Origin of the sequence: Paenibacillus sp. FSL L8-0641 (assembly GCF_038006265.1) — a bacterium.
In the GTDB taxonomy this organism is placed as follows: Bacteria; Bacillota; Bacilli; order Paenibacillales; family Paenibacillaceae; genus Paenibacillus; species Paenibacillus polymyxa_D.
Genome location: NZ_JBBOUW010000001.1, coordinates 48,910 through 73,751, shown reverse-complemented (window position 1 = coordinate 73,751; position 24,842 = coordinate 48,910). Strand labels below are relative to the sequence as shown.

The following is a 24,842-nucleotide window of genomic DNA, read 5'->3' as shown; positions in this document are numbered from 1 at the left end:
TTATTAGATTTTTCTAAATAAGCTCAACTAAAGGTGTACACGCGGCACCACTACGCGGTCGGATGGTACTTCCCATCGCTGTTGTGCCCAGATTTCCTTATATTAGGATAAAATGGTTGGAATCCTGGCACAAAGGCGACCGCTTCGCTTGTACAGCACCATTCCGTCCACTTCGTTTTCGTTCTACTATTTTTTCCGTTCTTCTTACATTAATTTCTCTCTAAAAAATACAGTGACTTTATGGTGCGTTGTAGCGGAATGAAGGATTTGAATCCGGAGAAGCGTAGCGCTCGCCTCCAAAGCTTTTCAAGGAAAAGCTACATCGTAAGCATATACTCAACGGGATTCCTACAGTCATATGTTTTACCAATTCAAAAGAATCCCGTTGCAACAGCGATCACAGGATCAAATCATTCATGAAGCGTCTCCTAACCACCGTAACTCAGTGCATTTTTAGACCCGTACACCATCGCATCACACATACGTACGGTGCGCTTGATTTGCGCCACATCGTGTACACGCACAATCTGGCACCCTTGAGCAATGCCAAAAGCAACAGTAGCCGCCGTGCCCTCCACCACATCATTCACAGGCAAATCCAGTGCTGTACGAATAAATCTTTTGCGCGACGTAGCCAATAACAGCGGAAAGCCCAGCTGACCCAATCTATCGAGAGAAGTCATGGCATGAATATTTTCATCGTAATCCTTGGCAAAACCGATACCTGGGTCTAAAATGATCTGTTCCTCACGTACCCCCGCATCCAGCGCTAATCGGATACTTTCTTTTAAATCGGACAGCATATCAGAAACCAAATCACTATAGTTATGGTCATGACGATTATGCATCAAAATGACCGGGCAATCGAATTCCGAAGCTACACGTGCCATATCAGGGTCTGCCTTAAACCCCCACACATCATTAATGATATGTGCGCCAGCTTCGAGTGCCTTTCTGGCTACTTCAGCTTTGTAAGTATCTACAGATAATGGAATGTGCGGTGCGATACGATGGATGGCCTGGACGACCGGAATGACCCGAGCCAGCTCCTCTTCCACACCTACTGGATCATGACCGGGACGGGTAGACTCCCCGCCAATGTCAATGATATCAGCTCCATCTTCCACCAGCTTCAATGCATGTAAAACAGCAATCTCCGGGTTATAATGTAATCCTCCATCGGAAAATGAATCCGGGGTCACATTCAGTATACCCATGATCTGTGTGGAATGTCCGAGTGTAAGCTCGGCATCCCCCATTCGGTAACTACGTTGATAAAGGGTCGGTATGTTCACTTGATCCCTGCTTTCTGTCTATAATCGTGCAACAGCAAAGCTGCTATGGACCTGGGCTGCGTCAAGGGAACCGAAAAATGATTCGTTGTTCCTCCCGGCTCCAACAACAAATCCACGGGCCGTATTTCTTGTATAGAGTTGGTCATAAAAATTTCGTCAGCCTGTTTCAGCTCGTCCCAGCGGTACAGGCCTTGCTCACAAGGAATGTCTCGCAGATGCGCCAGCTCCAAAATGAATCCACGCGTAATGCCTGGCAGAATCCCTGTAGACAAGTCAGGGGTATACAGCGTATTATTCCGCACAAAGAACAAATTGCTGACCATTCCCTCTGCCAGGAAACCATTGGCCGTAAGCATCATTCCTTCAGCCTTATAACGGACAGCTTCGGCATACTGCTGAAGTTCCCGTTTCGCAAGAATATTATTCATATAATGCAGCGACTTTAAGCGAACCTCACCCTCTGGAGTGTTTCTGGGGATTCGCAACAACTGAAGCGCCGATGGGGAAGTCGATTGCCCGATTTGTGTATTGGTAGAGGGCAACGGTTTGGCAAACAAAATATGGTTGGGACGCGTATAGTCACCCGTCGGCAATCCTAGCACCTCTTCACCCGCTGATACGGTGTAGCGGATGTAGGCTTCATCCAACCCATTTGCCACCATCAGATGCTGAATGTGTTTCGTAAGCTGCTCCTCATCAGGTTGAAAAGGAATGCCAAGCATTCGGCAGCCTTCCTGTAGTCGATGCAGATGCCGATCCAGCAAGAATGGGGCACCCTTGTAGGTGCGGAATGTTTCAAACAAACCCATTCCGTATAAAAAGCCGTGATCACTTACGTGAACCACGGCTTTTGCGGCTTCCGTGAGGACGCCGTTGACTCCGATATATTTCATGAATCAAACGCCTACCTTGCGTTTTAGGAAATTGCGTAACAGCTGATGCCCGTAATCCGTAATAATGGATTCTGGATGGAACTGAACTCCTTCTACGGAAAATTCTTTATGCCGCAAACCCATAATTTCACCTTCTGCGGTTTCAGCGGTAATCTCTAGACACTCAGGCAGACTCTCACGCTCTACCAGCAATGAGTGATACCGTGTTGCTGTGAACGGAGAAGGCAAGCCTTCAAATACTGACGTATTGTGATGAAGAATCGGTGAGGTTTTACCGTGCATGAGTCGTTCAGCCCGGATAACCTTACCGCCAAAAGCCTGTCCGATGGCCTGATGGCCGAGGCAAACGCCAAAAATCGGAATGCGACCTTTAAAATGGCTGATCACATCCAGTGATATCCCCGCCTCATTCGGCGTGCATGGACCCGGCGAGATCAAAATATGCTCTGGTGCCAGCTCTTCTATGCCTTTCACATCAATCTCATCGTTCCGTTTTACGGTTACTTCTTCGCCAAGTTCACCCAAATACTGAACAAGATTGTACGTAAACGAATCATAATTATCAATCACCAAAATCATACGACTCACCCTCCTGTGATACCGCTTCTGCTCAAAGCGGCTTCTTGTTCACCACATTGTACCGCCTTCATGACAGCTCTGGCCTTGTTCCGACATTCCCGATATTCCCTGTACGGGTCTGAATCAATGACGATCCCCGCACCTGTCTGTAAATAGGCAGTGCTGCCTTTAACAGCTAGTGTTCTTATTATAATATTTAATTCCATATTACCGTTATAGTCAATCCATCCAAGGGACCCAGTATAAGGCCCCCGCCGGACAGGCTCTAATTCTTCGATGATTTCCATCGTGCGCACCTTGGGTGCCCCGGTAATGGTTCCGCCTGGAAAAGTAGCCGCAATTACATCTATAGCTGTACGACCTGGGGCTAACTTCCCCTCCACCTGAGAAACCAAATGCATAACGTGCGAATAATACTCGACAGTCAGCAGTTCAGGTACATGCACCGATCCGTATTCGGCAATCCGTCCGATATCGTTACGCTCCAGATCGACGAGCATAATATGCTCGGCGCGTTCTTTTTCGCTTGATAGAAGCTCTGCTGCCATAGCGGCATCTTCGTCCGGTGTTAGCCCCCTTCTTCTCGTACCTGCAATAGGTCGGGCGCTCACACGTCCATCCTCCAGCTTCACCAACAATTCTGGCGATCCACTGACGATCCGTAAATCTGGCATACGCAGCATACCCATATAAGGGGATGGGTTCAGCAGACGAAGCCATTCATATATATTCTCAGGAAGGGCTGCAAGCGTACGTTGCTGACGAATCGACAAGTTAACCTGAAATACATCCCCTTGGGCAATATATTCCTGCACACGTCTTACGGCCTGTTCAAAATCTTGTTGGTTGAATGCCGCTGTCCAACCTTCAGATTCTTGATGAGCAGCCTCTAACCCCTCTTCGGCAAGCCTAGCACAACGACGAGGGTACGCAGGATCAATCTCTCCAGCATTTATGATGTTATTCCACTGAGTCAGCATACGTTCTGCACGTTGGGCAGCTTCCGCGTAATGCTCGCAAAGTATGAGATTTGGCCCATCCAGCATAACGCCATGGGTCAAATCGGTATCACTGCTGACTTTATCGGAATGCGCAGGATTGGGCATATGAACAGCACAATATATGCAGGATTTTTCGTGATCATAAATCCATAGCTCATTCACCCTCATCCATACATAATCAGGTATGCCCGTATCGTCTGCAGCTTGAGATGGCAAACGCTCCAACGAGCGAGCTACATCGTATCCAAGATAACCTGCAAATCCTCCAGAGAAAAAGGGCATGCCAGGTACACGCGGTGCACGGTAAGGAGCGATCCAGTTATTCATGACTTTCAAAGGTTGACCATGTATATCTCCATGCTTCCCACTTTGCAAATCGGTCCAAACTGCATGTTCTCCCTTGCCTTCCAATACAGCAACCGGATTTAAGGCCAGATAGGTGTACCTCCCACCTTTAGCGCTCTCCAGCAAAAAGGCATATGGCGACGAATCCTCCCAAGCCTTCCGCCACGATGACGGTAGCCCTCCCACGGGTAATGGGTACTCAGCGATATAGGGAAGTATGCTCCAGCCTTCCTCCTGCCAAACCTGCCACTGCGCCTCCGTCACTCTAGCTGTCGATTTCATCCGTGTGTGCTTCCCCTTCCCTACTTTTCAATAAGTCTACATTCTCTCCTTAAAAAGAAACCCCCACTCCCCTGCAACAGGGAAATGAGGGAATCCTTACGTATAGTATACACAATTACGACATAATTACAGCTCGAAATTGTACAGTGGTGTACTCAGGTAACGTTCTCCATTACTTGGAATAATGACAACGATCCGTTTACCCTTGCCCAATTGCTTAGCAAGTTTCAAAGCCGCATGGACAGCCGCGCCAGATGAAATACCGGACAAAATGCCCTCTTCCTTGGCCACTCTACGTGCTACCTCGAAAGCTTCGTCGTTTTCTACATGAATAATTTCATCATAGATATCACGGTTTAAAATTTCAGGAATAAAGTTGGCACCCAACCCTTGGATCTTGTGGGGTCCTGGCTTACCGCCTGCTAACAGCGGGGAAGAGGCAGGTTCTACGGCCACAACTTTAATATCAGGGAATTCTTTCTTAAGCACTTCACCGGCTCCAGAAATGGTTCCGCCAGTACCTATTCCCGCTATAAAAGCGTCCAGAGTTCCGCCAATGGAATGAATGGCTTCCACAATCTCAGGACCGGTCGTTTCACGGTGAATTTTGATATTAGCTTTGTTCTTGAACTGCTCAGCAGCAAAATAATCCGGATTTTCACTCAGCAATTCTTCCATTTTCTTAACGGACCCGTTCATGCCTTCTGATCCTGGTGTTAACACAAGTTCGGCTCCATAAGCGCGCAACAAATTACGACGCTCTATGCTCATCGTTTCTGGCATAACGATGACTGCCTTATAGCCCTTCGCAGCAGCAACCATAGCCAAGCCGATTCCTGTGTTACCGCTAGTTGCTTCAATAATGGTACCGCCTGGCTTAAGCAGACCTTCACGTTCAGCTTCTTCTACCATACTAATCGCAATACGGTCTTTTACACTGGAGCCTGGGTTCTGATATTCCAGTTTCAAATAGATTTCGGCGCTATCTTCCGGTACGATCCGGTTGAGGCGAACAAGGGGGGTTTCCCCGATAAGTTCGGTGATGTTATTAACAACTTTAGCCATGATAATTCCTCCCTGACTGTAGATGATATATTAAAAAATGCGAAATCATATTGTAGATCAATCTTAGTCAATCACTTTAATTTTGTACCGTTCATTTAATTTCCGATAAAAATAGTGGGTTTTATACGCTAATAATAACAATCTTCAATTCCAATGTCAATACGAGTGAGTAAGCTGCGATGCTGTCAACCCGCGTTATCAGCATCGCGCTTCCTTCAAACCAATGTTCTTTCACTACGTTACAGAGAAGCGGAGGATGCATTCTTTCCAGATAAAATACGCGCTCCATACTTATCACGCAGACTCTTCTCAACCTCTTCCAAAGGAGCGGCTTGTGCAAGCGCAAGAGATCGACGAATTTGCTGCCGGATCTGCTGCTTATCCGGAGAATTCTTCAACCGGACATCCTGTACATAAATGACAGCATAGCCATCGTTAACAGAGATTGGACCCGCAACATCCCCAGAGCTTAGCTCTCTCGCCGCCTTCATAATCGCCTCCGGTTGCAATGGATCATATTCATCCACCCATCCCAGCTGTCCACTGCTATCTTTGTCGAAAGGCTTACCTGAATGCTCTTGAATCAGCACATCGAAGCTCTCCCCCTGCTTAACCCGGTCTAGCAACGCTTCTGCTTCCTCCGCATTATCCACATAAAGAGCTGCCAATTGGATCTGCTTACCGACGGCAAATTCCTCGGGATGCTGCTCCCAATACTCGTCAATCTCAGCTTCCTGAACTTGAATACCCTGCGTAGCTATTTTCTCCAAACCAATCCGGTATTCCGCTTCATTCCGCAAGTCAACCGGATCTAAGCCAAACTGTCGCTGCATTTCATCAAAGTAGGTATGATCTGATTCATACCCTTTACTATCCTGCTCCAGCACCTGCTGTAAATCCTCTTGGGTGATCTTGATACCGAGACGCTTGGTTTCAGCCTGCACGGCTTTACGATTCAACATTTGCAACAGCGTATTGGTTCCATATCGCTTTTTCAGTTCCGCTACCCACTGTTCCTCCGATATGCCTTCCTGACCCATCTCCGCCACAGTACGATCGCCGTCATCCTTGCTTACATCACCCGGCTTTGGCAGCCCCCGAAGCATGATAAGACCACCCAAGGCGGCGACGCTAACGGTCAGAATAATGACAGCTGTCCATAATCCCTTTTCCCGTGTAGTCATCGCTTGCACCGCCCATCCGGTTAGGCTTTGGCTTGATCTAACAGATTTTGCAGCTCATCTTTATTAAACTGATAAGCCTCATTACAAAAGTGACATACGACCTCAGCCTGTCCTTCTTCCTCAATTAACTGCTCTAATTCGCTTTCTCCCAAACTGATCAATGTTTTTTCCACGCGCTCACGTGAACACTCACATTGAAAATGGATATCCAATTCATCGAGAATCCGAACGTCCGGCAGCATCCAGCGCAGCATTTCATCAAGTTCCAGCCCTTGATCCAGCAAAGCGGTAACGGGCGGAATGGAGCTGACTGCATTTTCGATCGCAGTTATCTCATCATCATTCAAGCCTGGAAGCAACTGAATAATAAATCCACCGGCCACAATAACCGAGTTATCAGTATCTACCAGCACACCCAAGCCCACCGCTGACGGGGTCTGCTCCGATTTGGCAAAATAATAGGTAAAGTCCTCACCCAGTTCACCGGAAATAATCGGAGTACTGCCGCGATACGGTTCTTTTAACCCCAAATCCTTGATGATATGAATGAACCCCTCTGTACCTACAGCACCCGCTACATCCAGTTTGCCCATACTATTGCTCGGCAAATGCACATGTGGTTCAGTAACATAACCTCGTACTTCCCCTACAGCATTGGCATCAACGACGATTTGCCCAATCGGTCCATCACCTTTAACTTGAATGGTCAATCGCTCTTTGCCTTTTAGCATAGAACCCATAATAGCTCCTGCTGTGAGGGTTCGCCCTAAAGCAGCGGTAGCCGTTGGATACGTATCATGTCTTCTCCGCAATTCCTCTACCAATTGAGTTGTCCGAACAGCAAAAGCTCTAACCCTCCCATCCATGGCTGTGCCACGAATAAGTCGATCCTGCTTATTTTCCATATTGATATCCTCCCCTATTCTCCAGGACAGCTATGCTGCTTATTTTCGTTAGTATTGCTCATCATTGAAGCATAATTTCCTACTATATAAACAACCTGCATCGACAGATCACGCGAATTGTTCAAAAACGTAACATATTTCAGTATAGACGAAAAACGCCGCTAATCCAAACCGATAAGATCATCGGTTGGACGCAGCGGCAGCTTATATCCACTTTTTTTATTCAGCGTTACGTTGGTAAATGATACGTAATCCTTCAAGCGTCAACATCGGCAACACTTTCTGAATGCTCTCTGTCTCTGATGCGATTAGCTCTGCAAGACCTCCGGTAGCAATAACCGTAGGCTCCGCCTGCATTTCTTCCTTAATGCGCCTCACAATGCCATCCACTTGCCCAGCATAACCGAAGATAATCCCAGCTTGCATGGCATGAACCGTATTACGACCAATAACCTTTTTGGGTTTCTCCAACTCGATACGGGGCAGCTTGGAAGCCCGTTGATACAGTGCCTCTGTCGAAATTCCGATACCCGGCACTATTACACCACCCAAGTAGTTTCCCTTATCGTCAATACAATCAAACGTCGTCGCGGTTCCAAAATCCACCACAACCAGCGGCCCGCCGAACCGTTCGACAGCCGCAACAGCGTTCACGATCCGATCCGCACCTACTTCACGCGGATTCTCATAACGCAGGTTAAGACCGGTCTTGATTCCCGGTCCGACGATTAACGGCGTTTTGCCTATGTATTTATCGCACATTTCTTCTAATACACGGACCAATGGCGGAACGACAGAGGAAATAATAACTCCATGGATGTCATCCTTTAATACGCCACCCATACTAAAAAGATTATGTATGAGTACGCCGTATTCATCTGCGGTTGCCTGTCTGGAGGTACTTATCCGGTAATGGTGCAACAGCTCCCGCCCTTCGTACATCCCCAGAACAATATTGGTATTACCTACATCCACTACAAGAATCAATGGGTGTCACCTATCTTTCTTTGCGTTAAGGTCAAGGCTGATATCCAGACTATGAAAAGAGTATGTCAGCCTGCCTACAGAAATCACATCTACGCCACTCTCAGCCATCTCACGCACTGTATCCAGCGATACATTGCCCGAGGCTTCTGTTTTGACATGTGGTGCCCGTTCCCGAATGAACCGAACGGCTTCCTTCATATCTGGGGCAGACATGTTATCCAGCATAATGATATCCGCCCCAGCTTCCAGGGCTTCCTGCACTTGTTTCATGTTTTCCGTCTCTACTTCAATCGTCATCGTATGCGGTATATTAGCGCGCGCTCGACTCACAGCTTGTTCAATCCCACCTGCGCCCTTAATATGATTATCCTTAATCATAACAGCATCGTACAGGCCAAAGCGATGATTCGAGCCACCGCCTACACGAACAGCATACTTCTCCAGCAGCCGATGTCCTGGTGTTGTTTTGCGTGTATCCACCAAGCGGGTGGACAAGCCATGCAATTGATCTATAAAAGCTCGAGTCCGCGTGGCAATGCCAGACATTCGTTGGAGCAAATTTAACGCCAGTCGCTCTCCAGTCAAAATCGCATGGGTACTTCCATTTACTTCAGCCAAAACGCTTCCCTTTTCAATCCACTGTCCATCGGTCACCAGCGGAGTAAACGACAAGGAAGGGTCCACTACCTGAAATACAAGGGCAGCCACGGGTAAACCCGCAACTACGCCGCTCTCCTTGGCATGAATGACAGCCTTGGATTGGTGGCCCTGCTCAATCGTCCAGCGCGTGGTCACATCGCCAGAGCCTGTATCTTCTCGCAGCCAGCTGCGAATTTGTGCCGTCAGTTCCTCCTGATATCCACTAAACTCTCCATAAAGCTCGCTGTTAGATGTCATGAACGTACTCCTCCGTTATCCCTTGATCACGTCGCTGCTGAACATGCTTTCGCCAGGCGCTATCATCTGTCTCAGGAAAATCCTCGCGATAATGCGCTCCCCGGCTCTCCTCACGCAGTAACGCACCATCTGTTACTAATAAAGCACATGTGAGCAAATTGGCAAATTCGATCTCTTCCCGGCTAGCGATCACAGCCTCGAAAATAGGCAATTGCCCTTGCAGCTCATCTAATGCTGCTTGCAGCCCCTCGCCGTGCCGACGAACTCCAGCATAACGAACCATTGCTTCTTGCATCTTATGCCGTTGCTCCGTGACGGATGAAGCCGGGAACTCTGTGCGGTTATCGCTATAAGATATCAACGTATGGCCGACCAGCGGTGGCAATGAATGCAGTCGCTCAATAATCCTGCTGGCGAATACAATAGCTTCAGATAATGAATTGCTCGCAAGACGATTAGCTCCGTGAACACCTGTAGAAGAGGTCTCCCCGCAGGCGAATAAACGCGCAATGGAGCTTTCCCCGTGTAAATTGGTCTGAACACCACCCATCATATAATGGGCAGCAGGCGCAATGGGAATCCAGTCTGTCGTCATATCCAAACCAAATGACAGACATGTCCGATAAATGGTTGGAAAACGTCGCTTCACCCGCTCAGGCGGCTCATGCGTAATATCCAAGTATACAAACGCAGCTTGGGTGCGTTCCATCTCATGAATGATAGCACGAGCTACGATATCTCTGGGTGCAAGCTCCTGCCGTGAATCATACTTGTCCATGAAGCGTTCTCCGTGAATATTGCGTAACACGGCTCCTTCTCCCCGTACAGCTTCGGAAATTAGAAACCTTGGAGCGCCCGGATGGCACAACGCCGTAGGATGAAACTGTATGAATTCCATATCCCGGACAATCGCCCCAGCACGATACGCCATAGCAATACCATCCCCGGTTGCAATATCCGGGTTGGTCGTATAACGGTATAATTGCCCGCTACCTCCTGAGCACAAAATCGTTGCATTAGCAGTGATATACGACCTTTCCTCACCTGGCTTTTGGACGAGGGCCCCAATACACTCACCATGCTCAGTCAGCAGGTCGATGACCATGCACTCTTCCCACACTTCGATACCGGGATGAGCAGCAACCTGCTTTGACAACGCACGAACAATTTCATAACCCGTAGCGTCCCCATTCGCATGCAGAATACGCCGATGGCTATGCGCTCCTTCCCGTGTCAATGCTAGTTCACCATCCACACGATCAAAAGCCGTTCCCATACGTATTAACTCTTGAATACCACCTGGACCTTCATGGACAAGCGTTCTGACCGCCTCTGGTTCGCACAAACCTGCACCAGCAATCAGGGTGTCCTGCATATGATAAGCAGGTGTATCCTCATCCGATGTGACAGCAGCAATGCCGCCTTGAGCATAACGTGTGTTGCTTTCCATCAAAGTCTTCTTGGTGATCAGCAACACTTTCCGATTCTCTGCAGCCTTAATGGCTGTATATAAGCCCGCAATGCCCGAGCCGATAATTAACACGTCGGCTTCCAATCGGGTCAATTCCGCTACATCAAAATCAACTAGATATCTTGGAATCATGCCTTCACCTGATTTCACAGAAGAATAGCGCACACCATAGGTTCTACAGTATGCGCTCACGTATATGTTCAAAATAATAGAAAGTCGATTGCAGCGGCTGTTGGCTTTTATAAGCTAAGAAGACGACAGCCGTTTATTTAACAATAAATGTACACAACGTTCCGGTGTCTGTCAAATCACGTTAGCAATAATCTTCCATTTAAAAAGCTCCGGAAAACCAATAATACCTGGTTCCCCGGAGCTTGCATATACGCTTATTCAACTATCCATTGAATGATTAGGTTGTTGACGGTGGAGTACCACCGGAGTTGCCCGAATTGTTATCATCCTCTGGCTTTTGCAGATTAGGGATATCATTCGGTTGATCTGTTGTATTCTTAGGCTCTTCATCCTTACCTTGAATACGTACACGGACGTCTCCAATGTTGTCGATCACAGGCTCACCGTTTTCCGGTGTTCCTTCTCCCTCAGTCGTGCCACCATCCAAAGAACCTGTCTCAATCAAACGTTTGATTTGTTCAAGTTCCAAGGTTTCTTCTACCAGCAAGGTTTGAGCAATCAAATGAACCTCTTTGGAATACTTGGTCAGGAGTTCTCTAGCACGCTCATAAGATTCAGTGATGAAACGATTCATCTCCTGGTCAATCTGATAAGCGATCTGATCACTGTAGTTCTGCTCATGACCGATATCGCGTCCAAGGAATACTTGGCCTTGTGAAGTACCGAACTGCATCGGACCAAGTTTCTCACTCATACCATATTCTACGATCATGCTACGTGCGATGCTTGTTGCTTGTTGGAAGTCGCTATAGGCTCCTGTTCCGATCTCACCAATGAACAGTTCCTCGGATACGCGTCCACCCAACAATCCAGTGATTTTGTCCAGCAATTCCTGCTTAGTTGTCAGCATGCGGTCTTCCTTCGGAAGCATGATGACATATCCGCCTGCACGTCCACGTGGAATAATCGTTACCTTGTGAACCATGTCGGCATTTTCCAAGAAGAAACCAATAATCGTATGGCCTGCTTCATGATAAGCAACAATTCGTTTCTCGCGGTCACTGATTACGCGGCTGCGTTTTTCTGTACCTACGATAACACGGTCGATGGCTTCATCTACTTCTCGCATCGAAATATCCCTGCGGTTACGACGAGCCGCCAACAAGGCAGCTTCGTTCAATAGATTTTCCAGATCAGCGCCTGTAAAGCCTGTTGTACGTTTCGCAATTACATCCAATTTAACATCCTTCGTTAACGGCTTGTTGCGAGCATGTACATACAATACTGCTTCACGGCCTTTAACATCTGGACGGTCAACCGTAATTTGACGGTCAAAACGTCCTGGACGAAGCAACGCCGGGTCTAGGATATCTGGACGGTTTGTAGCAGCTACAATGATAATACCTTCGTTTGCGCCGAATCCATCCATTTCTACGAGCAATTGGTTGAGCGTCTGCTCACGTTCATCATGTCCGCCACCCAATCCAGCGCCACGTTGACGTCCAACGGCATCAATCTCATCAATGAAAATGATACAAGGTGCGTTCTTCTTAGCGTTCTCGAACAAATCACGAACACGGGAAGCACCGACCCCGACGAACATTTCTACAAAATCAGAACCTGAGATACTGAAAAACGGTACTCCAGCCTCGCCTGCAACAGCTCTTGCCAAGAGTGTTTTACCCGTACCTGGAGGGCCCACTAACAGAACACCTTTCGGAATACGAGCGCCCACAGCTGCAAACTTGCGTGGGTCCTTCAAGAATTCTACGACTTCGACAAGCTCCTGCTTCTCTTCGTCAGCCCCTGCCACGTCCTCGAACGTAACCTTCTTCTTCTCTTCGTTATACAGACGGGCTTTGCTCTTGCCGAAGTTCATAACTTTGCCGCCACCGCCCTGTGCCTGATTAAACAGGAAGAAGAACAACAGGAACATGATCACCAAAGGAATGATAGAAGTCAAAAACGTCAGCCAGATGCTTTCGCCTTCCATTTTCTTCTGTACATATTCAAACCCGTTCGTTTCGCTGGCATTTACCAGTTCACTTAGTGCTTGATCCGTTGGTGGAACATATACGGAAAAATTGGTCGATTTAGCATTAGCCGGCTGCTTCTTATATGCACCGGTTACAAGATAGGCGTAACCGTCAAATTGGACCGTTACTTTAGAGATGTTATTAGCTTTAACCTCTTGCCGTAATTGGTCATATCTAGGGAGATCGGAGGCTTCGTTACTGTTACTAACAAACTGAACGATACCCACCACAACTAAAAAAAGAATCAAATAAAAACCAGAATTCCGGATGAACCGATTCATCCCCTACCTCCTCTCGAGACACTTAAGTTATTTTACCATAGCCTGTAAGTCCTTCTCAACAAAGGGCCTTATTTAGTCCTAGGACTGGAGGCTGAGATTAGCTTGTATAGATTTCCGGCTTCAAAATCCCTATGTATGGGAGGTTCCGGTAGTGCTCGGCATAGTCCAGACCATAGCCGACAACAAACGCATCTGGAAGCGTAAATCCAGTATAATCTGCTTCAAGATTAACCGTCCGGCGTGCAGGCTTGTCGAACAAGGTTACGACACATACCGAATTGGCATTACGATTCTTGAGCAGTTCAATCAAATGTGTCAGCGTCAGGCCGCTGTCGATAATATCTTCGACAATCAGAACGTCGCGTCCTTCCACAGATGCGTCCAAATCCTTAATGATTTTGATGATACCTGAGGATTTTGTGGACGCTCCATAACTTGAGACAGCCATGAAATCAAGCTCCAATGGCACTGTAATGGATTTAACCAAATCAGCCATAAAGATAAACGCACCTTTCAGTACGCAAATCACCAATGGATTTTTCCCTTCATATTTTACGCTGAGCTGTGCACCCAATTCCTTAATTTTACTCTGAATTTCTTCTTCGCTGATCAATATTTCCTGAATATCATTTTGCAACGGTGTAAACCTCCTAAGTTTATACTATGAAAGCCGTTCCTGTGCAATTACCGGTGCCCCGGACTCTCTCGTCTTTGCCATGACATATATATAACCGAAGACGTGTGCTCTTGCACCGCGGCATGTACAGAACGTCGTACGCCCGGAATCCAGAGAATAGCTCCAGAGTGGTCGCAGACGATGGGAATAACGGAACGCATTGAAGGAGGTATTTTTTCATTAATAAAAATATCTTTAACCTTTTTTCTTCCGTTTAATCCCATTACATACATGGTATCTCCAGGTAATCGCGAGCGTACAGTCAAAGGCAGACTCAATTGATCTGCGTCGAACCACGCTTCCTCCTTATTGGCCGGATGGTCCCCGTCCAAATAGGAAGCCCTTCGCCACCGAAGTATACCACCTGCCTCAGGCAACTCTAGCTCACCGGAAATAGGCAATACACTTAGTCCATAGCACCATTCGCCCATAACGACTTGCGTACGGTCAAACAAAACCGCTTGGTCATATTCGCGGACTCCAACCGCACCGCCTCCCAAATCCAAACTCCATGTAGACGATGCCTCTTGGAGAAGTCTTAGTCGAACGGTCTCAATTTTACGAAAATCAAAATTTTCACTGTCCGAAGGCAGATAATTTAATATTAGTTTAATCAACCTCCGTTGTAAAGCAACGGGTAGCTTACGGTATGAAGCGATGGGAAACATGTACCTGCCATTATCCAAGCTCACCATTTTCTCGTATGCTGACAGCGTAGATGCCTCCATAAAGTCATTTTCGTCAGCCATCGTTTCGGCCAGCCGGTTCAGAGATGGTGTCAGTCGCTCATTATATTGCCCCAAAAAAGGAAGCACATCCATGCGGATGGCGTTACGGCGGTATTTGGACGATAAATTAGTGCTGTCTATCACGTAGGAAAGACCATACAAGTTACAAAACTCAATCAGGTCAGCCTTGTACATACGTAGCAGCGGGCGAATGAGTTGCACATTTTTTTCATTGCGTGCCAAACGCATACCCGCCAAACCTGCTGGGCCGCTACCACGCAGCAAGTGCAAGAGAACCGTTTCGGCTTGATCGTCGCCATGGTGAGCCATTGCAATATGCTGTGCTTCCCACTTTGTAGCCATATCATGTAAAAAGCTGTAGCGCAGCTCGCGTGCTGCTTCCTGTGGTCCCTTCCCACTCTCCTTCATATAAGCGGGTACATCGACCCGAGTCATTTCAAATGGAAGTTCAAGCTTTCGGGCAATATTGCGTACCACTTCAGCCTCCGCATCCGATTCCTCTGGTCTGAATCCATGATGAACGTGAGCGCAGACGAGTTGTAAAGGCATATGTATAACGGATATTTCATGTAAAATGTGCAAAAGGGCCACCGAATCCGGCCCACCGGATACAGCAACCACAATGCGGTCTCCGGGGCTCCACAGTGAATGATCTCGCGCCAAGGCGAGCACTTCCTGTACAACACCGGTCGGTTTTGTTGTTCCCATTCCCGACCCTCTTTTCTCCCTACCGTAAAAATGATGATCATCTGTTATCTTATGTAAGTCATGCTGCTACCTTAACGCAATCCAGAGCGCTCCGGCAAGCAGCAAAAGCGATACCGTGAAAGCATATCCCAGCCAGCGTGGATTCCCTCTTTTGACCGACGATTGCCTGACATGTGCGGAAGCCAAACGTGACCAAGATCGGGCCGCTGCACGAGTATCGGAATATTCTCCACGCACTGCACCCAGTAGCCATTCGGCATAGGGACGTAATACACGGCTGCGGCGAATGATGACCGTCAATTCTGCCGTATTACGCAACTGTGGTAGCCTGCTGGCAGCCGCCTTTAACGATTCGCTCTCCAATATATGAATCGTTAGAAGAGCGAAGGCAAACAGGTCATACTGGGAATCAGCATTTCGGCTGCCAGCATTCCAAAATCCCCTGTCATACCATTCTGTAAATTGTTTAACACTCCGGCCAGCAAGAGACACCCCACCGTAGTCAATTAATTCAGCCTCTCCATAGGCATTGACCAAAATATTCTGCGGCTTCAGGTCGCCAAACACCCACCCTGCCTGATGGAGATCGGCCAGACGATTCAGTATACCGGTTCCAGCCACGCCATACCATTCCGGCCCTTTGGCTGCCACAAAGCGATGAAGTGGATCACCCTTAACGTACCGCATAACATAAAAGGGTATCTCTCCGCTGCGTAACACTACATCATCCACCTCAAACAAAAAGGAAGGATTTCCATTTCGCTGGAGGGCGGCCTGAGTGCCCTGAGACTGCAATGTGGTCAGCACATTAATCTCCGATTGCAGATCAAGCGTGTTCTTCCCCATTTTCAGAGCAAATTGCCGATCGGCCTGTGCTTCTTTTACCAAATATACAGTTCCGTTCGCTCCCCGGCCCAGCAAGCGCTGGATGACATAGCTGCTCCGCTTCCACTTGCCCTTGATGACCGTTCCGGGTGCAAGAACGGGATCAGACGACGTAGTCACCGAGCATCCCTTCTCCTTTGCCATAGGATTCTTCCAGATCTTTCTGCTCTCCTAGTGTAACATATCGGTAATAATCAATCACTTGTAAAATGGCAGGACCTGTCGGCGTCGCCCCTTTCATCCGTAAGCGTCCAAATATCGATTTGATCTGGTTAAGCTCAGAGGTCCAACCGATATCCATGACTGCGTCTTCTCCCATTTTGCCGCCTGGGAAATGAAATACCGATAGACGGCTGTGTCCGCTTCTCGACTGCAAGCTGAGCAGCAAATCGCGAATGCTGTCCTCTACAGCAGGCAGCTTGGGCTTCATGCTCGCACTTGCATCAATGAGCAAGGCAATCTCCAGGGTGCTTGTTTCTGTCAGCTCATCCATCACCTCAACTACTTGGGCTCGTTTTGCCGGAGGAAGTTCACCGATATGTTTGGCGCCACCCTCGCCCAAAATGTGCGTTAACTCTCTATTAACCGCCTGCTGAATGGTTTGAACCACCGTTTTGCGCGTCATCATCTGCATGGTCTGTGCCAACTGCTTCGTCCCAACGATTTGGCTAAACCCTCCCCCTGCTTTAGCAATTTCTTGAATCTCCGCGCTGCCAAGCTCGCCAATAGTTCCATAATCTATGACTCCGGCGACATTCACTGTAATACCTTCCCGTAAAGCTTGGGCAGCCGCCATGACTGGACTAACACCTACATTTGAGCACCCGTCTGTAATGATCAAAATTTGCTTCATCGTTTTTTGACCTCCGCTTCCTCTTAATCTATCCCGATAGATTCTATCTTTACCTAATCCGGAACGATTCAAACGAAGGATGCGGATTTTTAAAAACGAATAAGGAATTTCCCGGGCAATGTCGGATTAGCTCACCGTCCGTGGACGTTCCAACCACCTCATACCAGGTACATGGAGAGTTGCCCATTCTGGGCGGAAGTGATCTATTTTACTAACGACTACAGTCATATCATCATAGATTTGATTTTGTTGGTATCGGATAACCCTTTCTAGTAAACAGTCGGCCAACTGCTGTGGATCTTCGCTTTCAATTTCCTGAATCATGCGTTTCATCCATATTTCCTTATTAACCGCATAACCCGGTGAGTCGTATATACCGTCTGTAATCATAATGAGAATATCACCCGGCTGGAGCTGCAGGGATACCAAATCAATTTCAATATCCTGTATAATGCCAATCGGCAAATTGCTGGCAGATACGGGAATGACCTCCTCTCCTCTTTTAATAAAGCTTGGCGTAGACCCAATTTTCATAAAGGTTGTCTGGGCCGTATACTGATCAATCAGCGCCATATCGACCGTAGCATACATTTCCTCAGGTGATCGCAGCATCAGGACAGAGTTAACCGACTTGATCGCCAATTTTTCGTCCATACCCGATTGCAGTAATTCCTCCAAAATGTTAAGTGCTGCACTGCTCTCTTGCTGCGCGCGCTCTCCGTTTCCCATGCCATCGCTTAAGGAGACTGCAAAAGTCCCGTTCCCTAGCTCCATCATGCTGTAGCTGTCTCCTGAGAAAAAATCACCTCCTTTGGCCGCACTAGCTACCCCTGTAGCAATCTCATACGTTTTAGCAGAGCCGAACATGACTGTAGCCAAGCCTTGGCGGCGATCTGCCTCCGTTTCGCGCATCACAGCTATATGCTCGTCCAGTATGTCCGACAGCAGTGGAGCAATGATTTTCCGACATTCATCAAATCCCCTTGTATAGGCATGGACAATCTCAATTTCTACCTGACCTGCATCCAGATTAATAATCTCAATAGATTGGATGGACAAGCCCAGTCTATCAAGAGCCTCCCGTATTTGCTCCTCCTGCCGATGCATGGTCTGCCCTTCCCGCTGAATTTCTCGCGCTAAATCCTCCATGATTTGTGATACGCCCGATAGCTGGTCAGCAACAAGCTGACGACTATCGTATACTTGGCGCTTCCACTGCATATTATGTTGGTAGAGGCTATACTGCTGCTTCATCACTTGCAGGACAGCGCCCGTTTTAGCACATGCCTTACTCCATTGCGGGGGAATCTGTTCCGGCTCCAAATCCGGGTTATCCTCAATGGCGCTCATCATTTCCGTCATATACTGATGGGTTTGCATGAACTTGCCGTCCCAGCACTGCTCACACTTGAAGCAGGAGGCACATGTCCCTTCCGCCACCGCATTCATAAAGTGTTCGATTTCACCATCCGACTTCGCGCCCTCACTTGCAGATATCTGGTGAAAGCTGCGGGATAGCTGACTGAATACACGGGAAAACTTCGTTACTCGCTCTGCGGTAAGATCGCGGACCCTTTTGGCATATTCATGCTGAGATTTAGCATGGTCCTGCGTACCGGGAACATAGGTAGAAACCGCTTTAAAGAAACTTTTTGGGGTCATTAAAAATAATAGAATCGCCGCACAGCTCTCCCAGGTTGATGTCAGCACGTCTCCGGTCCCATCCAAATAGATCGTCAGAATGGAGGAGCCTAGCAGCATCCCAAGCGCAACAGCACCCTTTTTCCCTTCACGCAGCATCCCTGCCAGCAAACCTGCAAAAGCGAGTAAACTCATCTGCACAATTGCAGACATATTGGCCAAGCTTAAAATTAAACCGGTAATGACACCGACCGATGCACCCAGCGAAGCACCTCCCACCAAAGCAAACACCAAGACCAAATATCGCGACAATACATGATCGACAGACAATGAATGAACAGTCCATCCTACTGCTCCTGTCATCACAGAGGCTAATAAAATAATAAGACATAAAATTTCCTCATTTTTGAGCTGGCTTGTCTTCTTGCGGTACGTAAACAACGGTATGGCCTGTGTGAATACCAGCGTAAGCATAAAGCTGAGAACCGCATCCGTTCCCACAATGATAAGTTCATACCATGTGAAAGTTGGAGCCATCACGGCGTTAAATAAATTGACCATAAACACAGACAAGAAAACCATAAGCGGGGCATAGGATAGTTCCAGACGATCGAAGGTTCGTAACCCGCGATACAGGAAATAAAATACCAGTAGCTCACCACCAATCATAAATAACGATGGATAAGGAGCTAACAGGCTGCCTAACACAACGGATAAAGCTACAGGCAGCATCAGGTCACGCCGAAGAAACGTAATGACCGCAAAATAAGCGAGGGCAAAAGGAGAAAGCTCGTCCAAAATAGTTGCGCGTCCCAGTAGAACTCCCATAGCCGACAATAGCAGCATCCATCTTTGCGCTGTTACCCATTGCACCACTTTATGTGAATCCAGCCGTTTTCTGAGTCTGGAAGACCAACCTTCCGTACGCTCTTTGGATTTGGACTTTCTAGATTTTAACCCCGGAAAATGTACCACGTTCCATTTCTCCATCATGCGTCAGGCACCCCATTCATCAATTTGATGTTCCCATCTTAAACCGGAATGATTGAGAAAGTTTGTCAGAACCTCACGTCTTATTCCAAGAAATTTCCGACAAAAAAACGTTCTGCGCGAAAGGACAGAGCATCACCTTGAACATCAAGCTACGCCCGTATGGAAGCAGATGGAAGTTGCGTCTCTTAACTCCTTGCTTGACCTCTCTATGTCGTCCATCACTATGACCAAGACTAGCGATTTGCACAGAAGATAGACGGAAAACCGTTGGAGTTTGTCGGACGATTATGTCCTCACGACAAAAAAAACATTCGCTTTCCAGCACGAATGCTTCCTCGTCTTCATCAAAATTGCGAATCTCATAAAATACATGTATAACGATAACCGGATTTATCGTCCACACCCATTGCATGTCGCATCTATTGTCGGTAGAACGCAAAAAAACCGTAGCAGTCTTTCGACTGTACGGTTTTCCGTGTATGGTTGATACGGTTGTCAAAGTGAATTAAACACGCTTCGCGCCGCGTCCTCCGCGTTTACCTTCGGTGTTCTTTTTCAGCGACGAAATGCGTTCCTCACTATCTTTCAGGAAGCGTGACATTTTATCCTCAAATGAAGGTTTACCCGGTGCAGGCTTGAAAGAACGGCCTCCACGATCGCGGTTGAAACCACCGCCACCACCACCGCGTCCTTGACTTGGACCTGAACCTCCACCGCCGAAACGGTCGCCTCCGCCTGGTCCTCCTGTACGCTCCGGTCTTGGAGCTCTTGGGGGACGGGCTTCACTTGCCGGCTTGTCAATCGTTTGCTTAATGGAAAGTCCAATTTTGCCATCTTTGTCAACATTAATGACTTTCACCGTCACGACATCATTAATCTTCAGGTGGTCGTTAACATCCTTAACATAGTTATCGGCGATTTCCGAGATGTGAACGAGACCCGTGACACCTCCAGACAAATCCACAAATGCTCCAAAATGCGTGATGCCTGTCACTTTGCCCTCTAACTTGGTGCCCACTTCAATTGCCATAGAATAAAATGATCCTCCCTTAAAATATACAACCGATTTTTTTGCAAAAAAATCCCGCTGTGGTGATTTGATTATACAAAATGGCGGAACCAAGGTCAACTAAGCATTGGCCCGATAATGTTCCTATTTCTGATCTCCGATGATTGGCGTCTCTTCCGGTTTGTAAAGACCGTACTTGCTTCTGGCAATCTCGCCAATGTACTCAGGGTCCTTGAGACGATTCACTTCGGTTTGAAGCTGTTGTTCCGTTTGTGTAGCAGCTTGCTTCTGCTTTTCCTTCTGGATGAGCTGTTCATTTCGATCGGCCATAATCATGCCTTGAGAAAAAAAGGTAAAAATTGCCCAACTACCAAAGGCGGCAAGCGATAGCAACCAAATCATGATTCGCCTGCGCCCGCCCGCGTTGGACTTGGACGTAGAAGATGAATGGCGATCTACAGACGAATTACGCATGATACTACCTCCTTCCAAACCATCTTTTCGCTGTGTTTTTCAGTCTGATACCCAGCTTTACGAGCGACTCTGGAGTCCTCCAGCGCGCTTTAAGTGGACCGATCAGCCATAGGATCGGCTTCCAAACCGGCATCAGGATGTATATCAGCATCCTTCCCAGGAACACAATAAGTGCCCATGTCCATCCGACTAGCTTGCGTAACAGCCGATACAGCGCTAACACCGGAAGAACAATCAGGATGCGCAGTATGCTGTTCACGATCAACGTCAGTCTGCGAACTATCTCTAATAACATTACCACAAAACGTTGGGTTGTAACACTAAAGGCCCAAAAATAGAGCCAAACCCCCAAAAGTAGTCCTAAAAAGACATAAAACCGCAGCTCACCGCGATTACTCGCGTATAGCACACGGAAAATAAACAAAGCCGAGGCCACCCAGTACAGCACGTCCAATATATGAACGCTCCAGCGGGCAAAATGAAAGCGGATGGACAGCACCCGGTAGCTGTCAAACACCACTCCCATGGCTATGCCCGACACCAGCATCCACGTTAACGTCAGCCATTGCGTGTAAGGGTTCATTTGAAGATCTTGCCGAATAGGCTTTTTCCGTTTTTAGCCGGGGCCCCGGGCTCCAGGTAGACGAGGGAAGTAATCAGACCTTCAATGGACAACAGTCCCTCTTCTAGGCTGAGGTTTTTGATATGTAAATGTTGTCCGCGAATGGTGAGATGGCCCAGCTCGGTCTGAAGCAAAAATTCTTCACTGTCAAAGCTCTCCACATTGCTGACGCCTGAAATATCGAGTTGCTTGCGGCTTTGCATGCGCAGATCATGGTGCTTCGACTTCCCTTGTTCAATCATGGCATGTACCCCTCCTTCTGTTCTTAGCTTATGAAGGGGGCCGTATGATTTAGAACCGCTTTTGCTATTAATCAGCATATGATGGACGAAAACTCGTCATCTAAAGAAAAAAAAGCACTCCTTCATAAAATAATGAAGGAATGCTTTCATGTACAGTTGTGAGAAAATCAGATGTCTGCTTACCAGTTCAAACCATTGTCCCTGGCAATAGGCTCTTCCTTTACCAACGTGTACATACTTGCAGCCTCGTCCTTGCGTGTAGTGTCGGCGAGCCGTTCCACTCGCACGGTCACCAGCTTCTGGCCAAACTGGACGGTAATTTCATCGCCTACTTTGACCGCACTGCTCGGCTTGGCTTCGCGTCCGTTCACCAGCACTCTCCCTTGTTCGGAGACGTCCTTGGCTACCGTACGCCGCTTAATCAGCCGCGAGACTTTCAAGAATTTATCAAGACGCATTAGTTAACGGCTTCTTTAAGCTTATTACCGGCTTTAAAAGCAGGAACGGTCGATTCTGGAATTTCAATCGTGTTACCGGTTTGTGGATTGCGGCCTGTACGGCTGGAACGCTTGCGTGTTTCGAAAGTACCAAAGCCGATCAGTTGCACTTTGTCACCGCTAGCGAGTGCATCTGTAATTTCACCAAGAACGCCATTCAATACAGCTTCAACGTCACGTTTGCTCAAACCGCTTTTGCTGGAAATATTGTTGATCAGATCTGTCTTGTTCATAAGATAAAAGCCTCCCAAATGTCAAAAAATAATCATCACGCTGCATGTCCATTGATGGAGCAGACGTGAGGTCCAACTGTGGCCGAAGCCCTTCTGAATGTCACTGTAACACGCTTAACTATAAGCTAGAGTTATTTTCAGAATTACTACAAGTTATTCTGGCTTGTCCGTAAAAATCCTGCAATGACAGGCGTTTTTTTATTCGACCCCAGTTAAGCCAACATCCTACTACAAAACTCTGCCCATTGGCAAGTCCTCTCAAACTGGGCCTTCTTTCAACCCTGCATATGTCTCATTTTACTGTTCTGTGCAGCCAAAAGCGAATATGTGGAATCACGCTTTACCAAGGAGCTTTTTCGCTTCCTGCCAGTAAGTCTCCATTTCATCTACGCTGCTTTCTTCGGGACGACGTCCCTGCTCGCGTAATTTCTGCTCAATATACTGGAAACGGTCGACAAATTTGCGATTGGTAGCCGACAATGCCTCTTCCGGGTCTACTCCCATAAACCGGGCTGCATTCACGGCAACAAACAACACATCGCCTAACTCCAGCAACTGGGCTTCCACAGCATGCCCTTCACGAACCGCTTCCTTCAGCTCAGCCACTTCTTCGTCCAATTTATCGAATACGCCCTCAATGCTATCCCAGTTAAAGCCCACTTTAGCTGCTTTCTTCTGGAGCTTGTACGATTTCATAAGAGCAGGCAGATCTCGCGGAACCCCGTCCAGTACAGAAGGGTATGCTGCCGTCGTGCCTTTAAGCCGTTTTTCCTCAGCCTTCATCTGCTCCCAGTTTTGCAGCGCCTCTTCTGCATCATTCGCTTGATTGTCACCAAATACATGTGGATGACGAAAAATAAGCTTATCATTCAGCCCCTGAATTACATCATACACATTGAAGGTTCCGACTTCCTCTTCCATTTGGGCATGCAGCAAAATTTGCAACAACAGATCGCCCAGCTCTTCCTTCATATGCTCAGGGTCGTCCTCATCTATCGTTTCGATGACTTCATACGTTTCTTCGATCAGATTTTTGCGAATCGACTGATGTGTCTGTTCACGATCCCAAGGACAGCCTTCCGGGCTGCGCAAAATATCGACAATCTCGTGTAGACGGTCAAAAGAACGCCGTTTCAGCGTCTCATCTTCACTGCGAGGTATGTATACCAAGGATAGGTTCCCGTAGCCCTCTACTCGATCCAGCTCGTACAGCGGTACCTTGTGCACCGCTTCCTCCCCTTCTACCCCAAGGGCGTGACCGACATATACCTCATAATCGTCAGGATACCGCTCCATCAGGCACAGCTTCACATCAGAAGCCGTAAAGGTGTCATACACCTGTCCGATCAGCGTATGCAGCTGAGGCTGGAGCCAGCTGGCATCCAGTGTACCTGCGTCCAACAACTGAAAGCCCTCAATCGGATCAAAACCAAGACGCACAAAAGCTTCATCCAGGAAACTTTCGCCCCCTAGAATATTCAGTTCAATCCCTTGCGCAGGACAACGCTCCTTAAGCAACTGCACCGCTGCTTCTGCCACCATCGGGTGACCGGGAACCGCATAGACGATTTCGCTTCCGTCTGCCGCCTTAGCAGCCGTCGTAATCAATTGGCTGGTAATTTCCTCGTATACCTCTGGAAAAGACCCCTTTGTCTCATATACCTCGTCAAACGACTCAAAAGCCACTTCAAACTCATTCAGCACTTGAACCGCAGGATGCTCCTTGGTCCGCAGATACAGCGCTGAAGCGCCCCGCATTTTGTTCAATATCCCTATCGTAAGCTGATCCGGATCTCCCGAGCCCAGACCTACGACCGTTAATGTTACGCTCATATCCCATCCTCCGTTTCGCAGAAACAAGGTTCATGCTCGGAAAAATACACGGCCTAACCCCGCTTCCGCTTCCT

General features: G+C 47.8%; 23 protein-coding genes. All 23 read right to left on the bottom strand.

From position 1 onward, the window contains the following. Positions 1-428 precede the first annotated feature (428 nt). Positions 429-1,295 (bottom strand): dihydropteroate synthase, encoded by an 867-nt coding sequence (folP, locus tag MKY16_RS00340; RefSeq protein ID WP_029514634.1) that lies wholly within the window; start codon positions 1,293-1,295, stop codon positions 429-431. Beyond that, on the bottom strand, positions 1,292-2,188 hold the full coding sequence (locus MKY16_RS00335) for an aminotransferase class IV (protein ID WP_340953592.1): 897 nt from the start codon (positions 2,186-2,188) through the stop codon (positions 1,292-1,294). Before MKY16_RS00335 ends, folP begins: the two co-directional genes overlap by 4 nt. Positions 2,189-2,191: 3 nt before the next feature. Beyond that, entirely contained in the window at positions 2,192-2,767 is a 576-nt protein-coding gene (pabA, locus tag MKY16_RS00330; protein WP_165150716.1) for an aminodeoxychorismate/anthranilate synthase component II, read from the bottom strand. 5 nt (positions 2,768-2,772) lie between these two features. Next, positions 2,773-4,395, bottom strand: coding sequence for an anthranilate synthase component I family protein (locus MKY16_RS00325; RefSeq protein ID WP_340953589.1), 1,623 nt, complete (start codon positions 4,393-4,395; stop codon positions 2,773-2,775). A 126-nt stretch (positions 4,396-4,521) separates the two neighbouring features. Further along, positions 4,522-5,460, bottom strand: coding sequence for a cysteine synthase A (cysK, locus tag MKY16_RS00320; RefSeq protein WP_029514630.1), 939 nt, complete (start codon positions 5,458-5,460; stop codon positions 4,522-4,524). A gap of 239 nt (positions 5,461-5,699) precedes the next feature. Continuing rightward, positions 5,700-6,644 carry a peptidyl-prolyl cis-trans isomerase gene (locus tag MKY16_RS00315; protein WP_340953585.1) on the bottom strand — a complete coding sequence of 315 codons (945 nt, stop codon included), beginning with the start codon at positions 6,642-6,644 and terminating at the stop codon, positions 5,700-5,702. 20 nt (positions 6,645-6,664) lie between these two features. Further along, positions 6,665-7,549 carry an Hsp33 family molecular chaperone HslO gene (gene hslO / locus MKY16_RS00310; RefSeq protein WP_025718327.1) on the bottom strand — a complete coding sequence of 295 codons (885 nt, stop codon included), beginning with the start codon at positions 7,547-7,549 and terminating at the stop codon, positions 6,665-6,667. A 219-nt stretch (positions 7,550-7,768) separates the two neighbouring features. Continuing rightward, entirely contained in the window at positions 7,769-8,536 is a 768-nt protein-coding gene (locus MKY16_RS00305; protein ID WP_039274025.1) for a type III pantothenate kinase, read from the bottom strand. A 6-nt stretch (positions 8,537-8,542) separates the two neighbouring features. After that, positions 8,543-9,433, bottom strand: a complete 891-nt coding sequence (nadC, locus tag MKY16_RS00300; protein ID WP_039274023.1) for a carboxylating nicotinate-nucleotide diphosphorylase — start codon at positions 9,431-9,433, stop codon at positions 8,543-8,545. After that, on the bottom strand, positions 9,423-11,036 hold the full coding sequence (gene nadB, locus MKY16_RS00295; protein WP_340953581.1) for an L-aspartate oxidase: 1,614 nt from the start codon (positions 11,034-11,036) through the stop codon (positions 9,423-9,425). Before nadB ends, nadC begins: the two co-directional genes overlap by 11 nt. 277 nt (positions 11,037-11,313) lie before the next feature. Then, positions 11,314-13,353 carry an ATP-dependent zinc metalloprotease FtsH gene (gene ftsH, locus MKY16_RS00290; protein ID WP_340953579.1) on the bottom strand — a complete coding sequence of 680 codons (2,040 nt, stop codon included), beginning with the start codon at positions 13,351-13,353 and terminating at the stop codon, positions 11,314-11,316. 97 nt (positions 13,354-13,450) lie between these two features. Further along, the gene (gene hpt, locus MKY16_RS00285) at positions 13,451-13,990 is read right to left on the bottom strand and encodes a hypoxanthine phosphoribosyltransferase (RefSeq protein ID WP_023986447.1); all 540 of its coding nucleotides are present in this window, start codon (positions 13,988-13,990) and stop codon (positions 13,451-13,453) included. A gap of 47 nt (positions 13,991-14,037) precedes the next feature. Then, positions 14,038-15,486, bottom strand: coding sequence for a tRNA lysidine(34) synthetase TilS (tilS, locus tag MKY16_RS00280; RefSeq protein ID WP_029514625.1), 1,449 nt, complete (start codon positions 15,484-15,486; stop codon positions 14,038-14,040). A gap of 66 nt (positions 15,487-15,552) precedes the next feature. Then, a complete protein-coding gene (locus tag MKY16_RS00275) occupies positions 15,553-16,491 on the bottom strand; it encodes a protein kinase domain-containing protein (RefSeq protein ID WP_023986445.1) in 939 nt (312 codons plus the stop codon). After that, positions 16,475-17,224 carry a VWA domain-containing protein gene (locus MKY16_RS00270; RefSeq protein ID WP_029514624.1) on the bottom strand — a complete coding sequence of 250 codons (750 nt, stop codon included), beginning with the start codon at positions 17,222-17,224 and terminating at the stop codon, positions 16,475-16,477. The genes MKY16_RS00275 and MKY16_RS00270 overlap by 17 nt, the downstream gene beginning before the upstream one ends. A 126-nt stretch (positions 17,225-17,350) precedes the next feature. Next, the gene (spoIIE, locus tag MKY16_RS00265) at positions 17,351-19,858 is read right to left on the bottom strand and encodes a stage II sporulation protein E (RefSeq protein ID WP_081317563.1); all 2,508 of its coding nucleotides are present in this window, start codon (positions 19,856-19,858) and stop codon (positions 17,351-17,353) included. 505 nt (positions 19,859-20,363) lie between these two features. Then, a complete protein-coding gene (locus MKY16_RS00260; RefSeq protein ID WP_014279051.1) occupies positions 20,364-20,888 on the bottom strand; it encodes a S1 domain-containing RNA-binding protein in 525 nt (174 codons plus the stop codon). Between the two features lie 123 nt (positions 20,889-21,011). Next, entirely contained in the window at positions 21,012-21,341 is a 330-nt protein-coding gene (locus tag MKY16_RS00255) for an FtsB family cell division protein (RefSeq protein WP_029514621.1), read from the bottom strand. Positions 21,342-21,345: 4 nt separating this feature from the next. Further along, positions 21,346-21,924, bottom strand: a complete 579-nt coding sequence (gene yabQ, locus MKY16_RS00250; RefSeq protein WP_029514620.1) for a spore cortex biosynthesis protein YabQ — start codon at positions 21,922-21,924, stop codon at positions 21,346-21,348. Then, complete coding sequence (yabP, locus tag MKY16_RS00245; protein WP_025721693.1) at positions 21,921-22,205, bottom strand: sporulation protein YabP; 285 nt, start codon at positions 22,203-22,205, stop codon at positions 21,921-21,923. Before yabP ends, yabQ begins: the two co-directional genes overlap by 4 nt. 179 nt (positions 22,206-22,384) lie before the next feature. Then, positions 22,385-22,663 (bottom strand): RNA-binding S4 domain-containing protein, encoded by a 279-nt coding sequence (locus MKY16_RS00240; RefSeq protein WP_016818913.1) that lies wholly within the window; start codon positions 22,661-22,663, stop codon positions 22,385-22,387. Continuing rightward, on the bottom strand, positions 22,663-22,935 hold the full coding sequence (locus tag MKY16_RS00235) for an HU family DNA-binding protein (RefSeq protein ID WP_007428028.1): 273 nt from the start codon (positions 22,933-22,935) through the stop codon (positions 22,663-22,665). Before MKY16_RS00235 ends, MKY16_RS00240 begins: the two co-directional genes overlap by 1 nt. A gap of 333 nt (positions 22,936-23,268) precedes the next feature. Beyond that, positions 23,269-24,768, bottom strand: coding sequence for a nucleoside triphosphate pyrophosphohydrolase (gene mazG / locus MKY16_RS00230; RefSeq protein ID WP_340953576.1), 1,500 nt, complete (start codon positions 24,766-24,768; stop codon positions 23,269-23,271). Between the last annotated feature and the right edge of the window lie 74 nt (positions 24,769-24,842).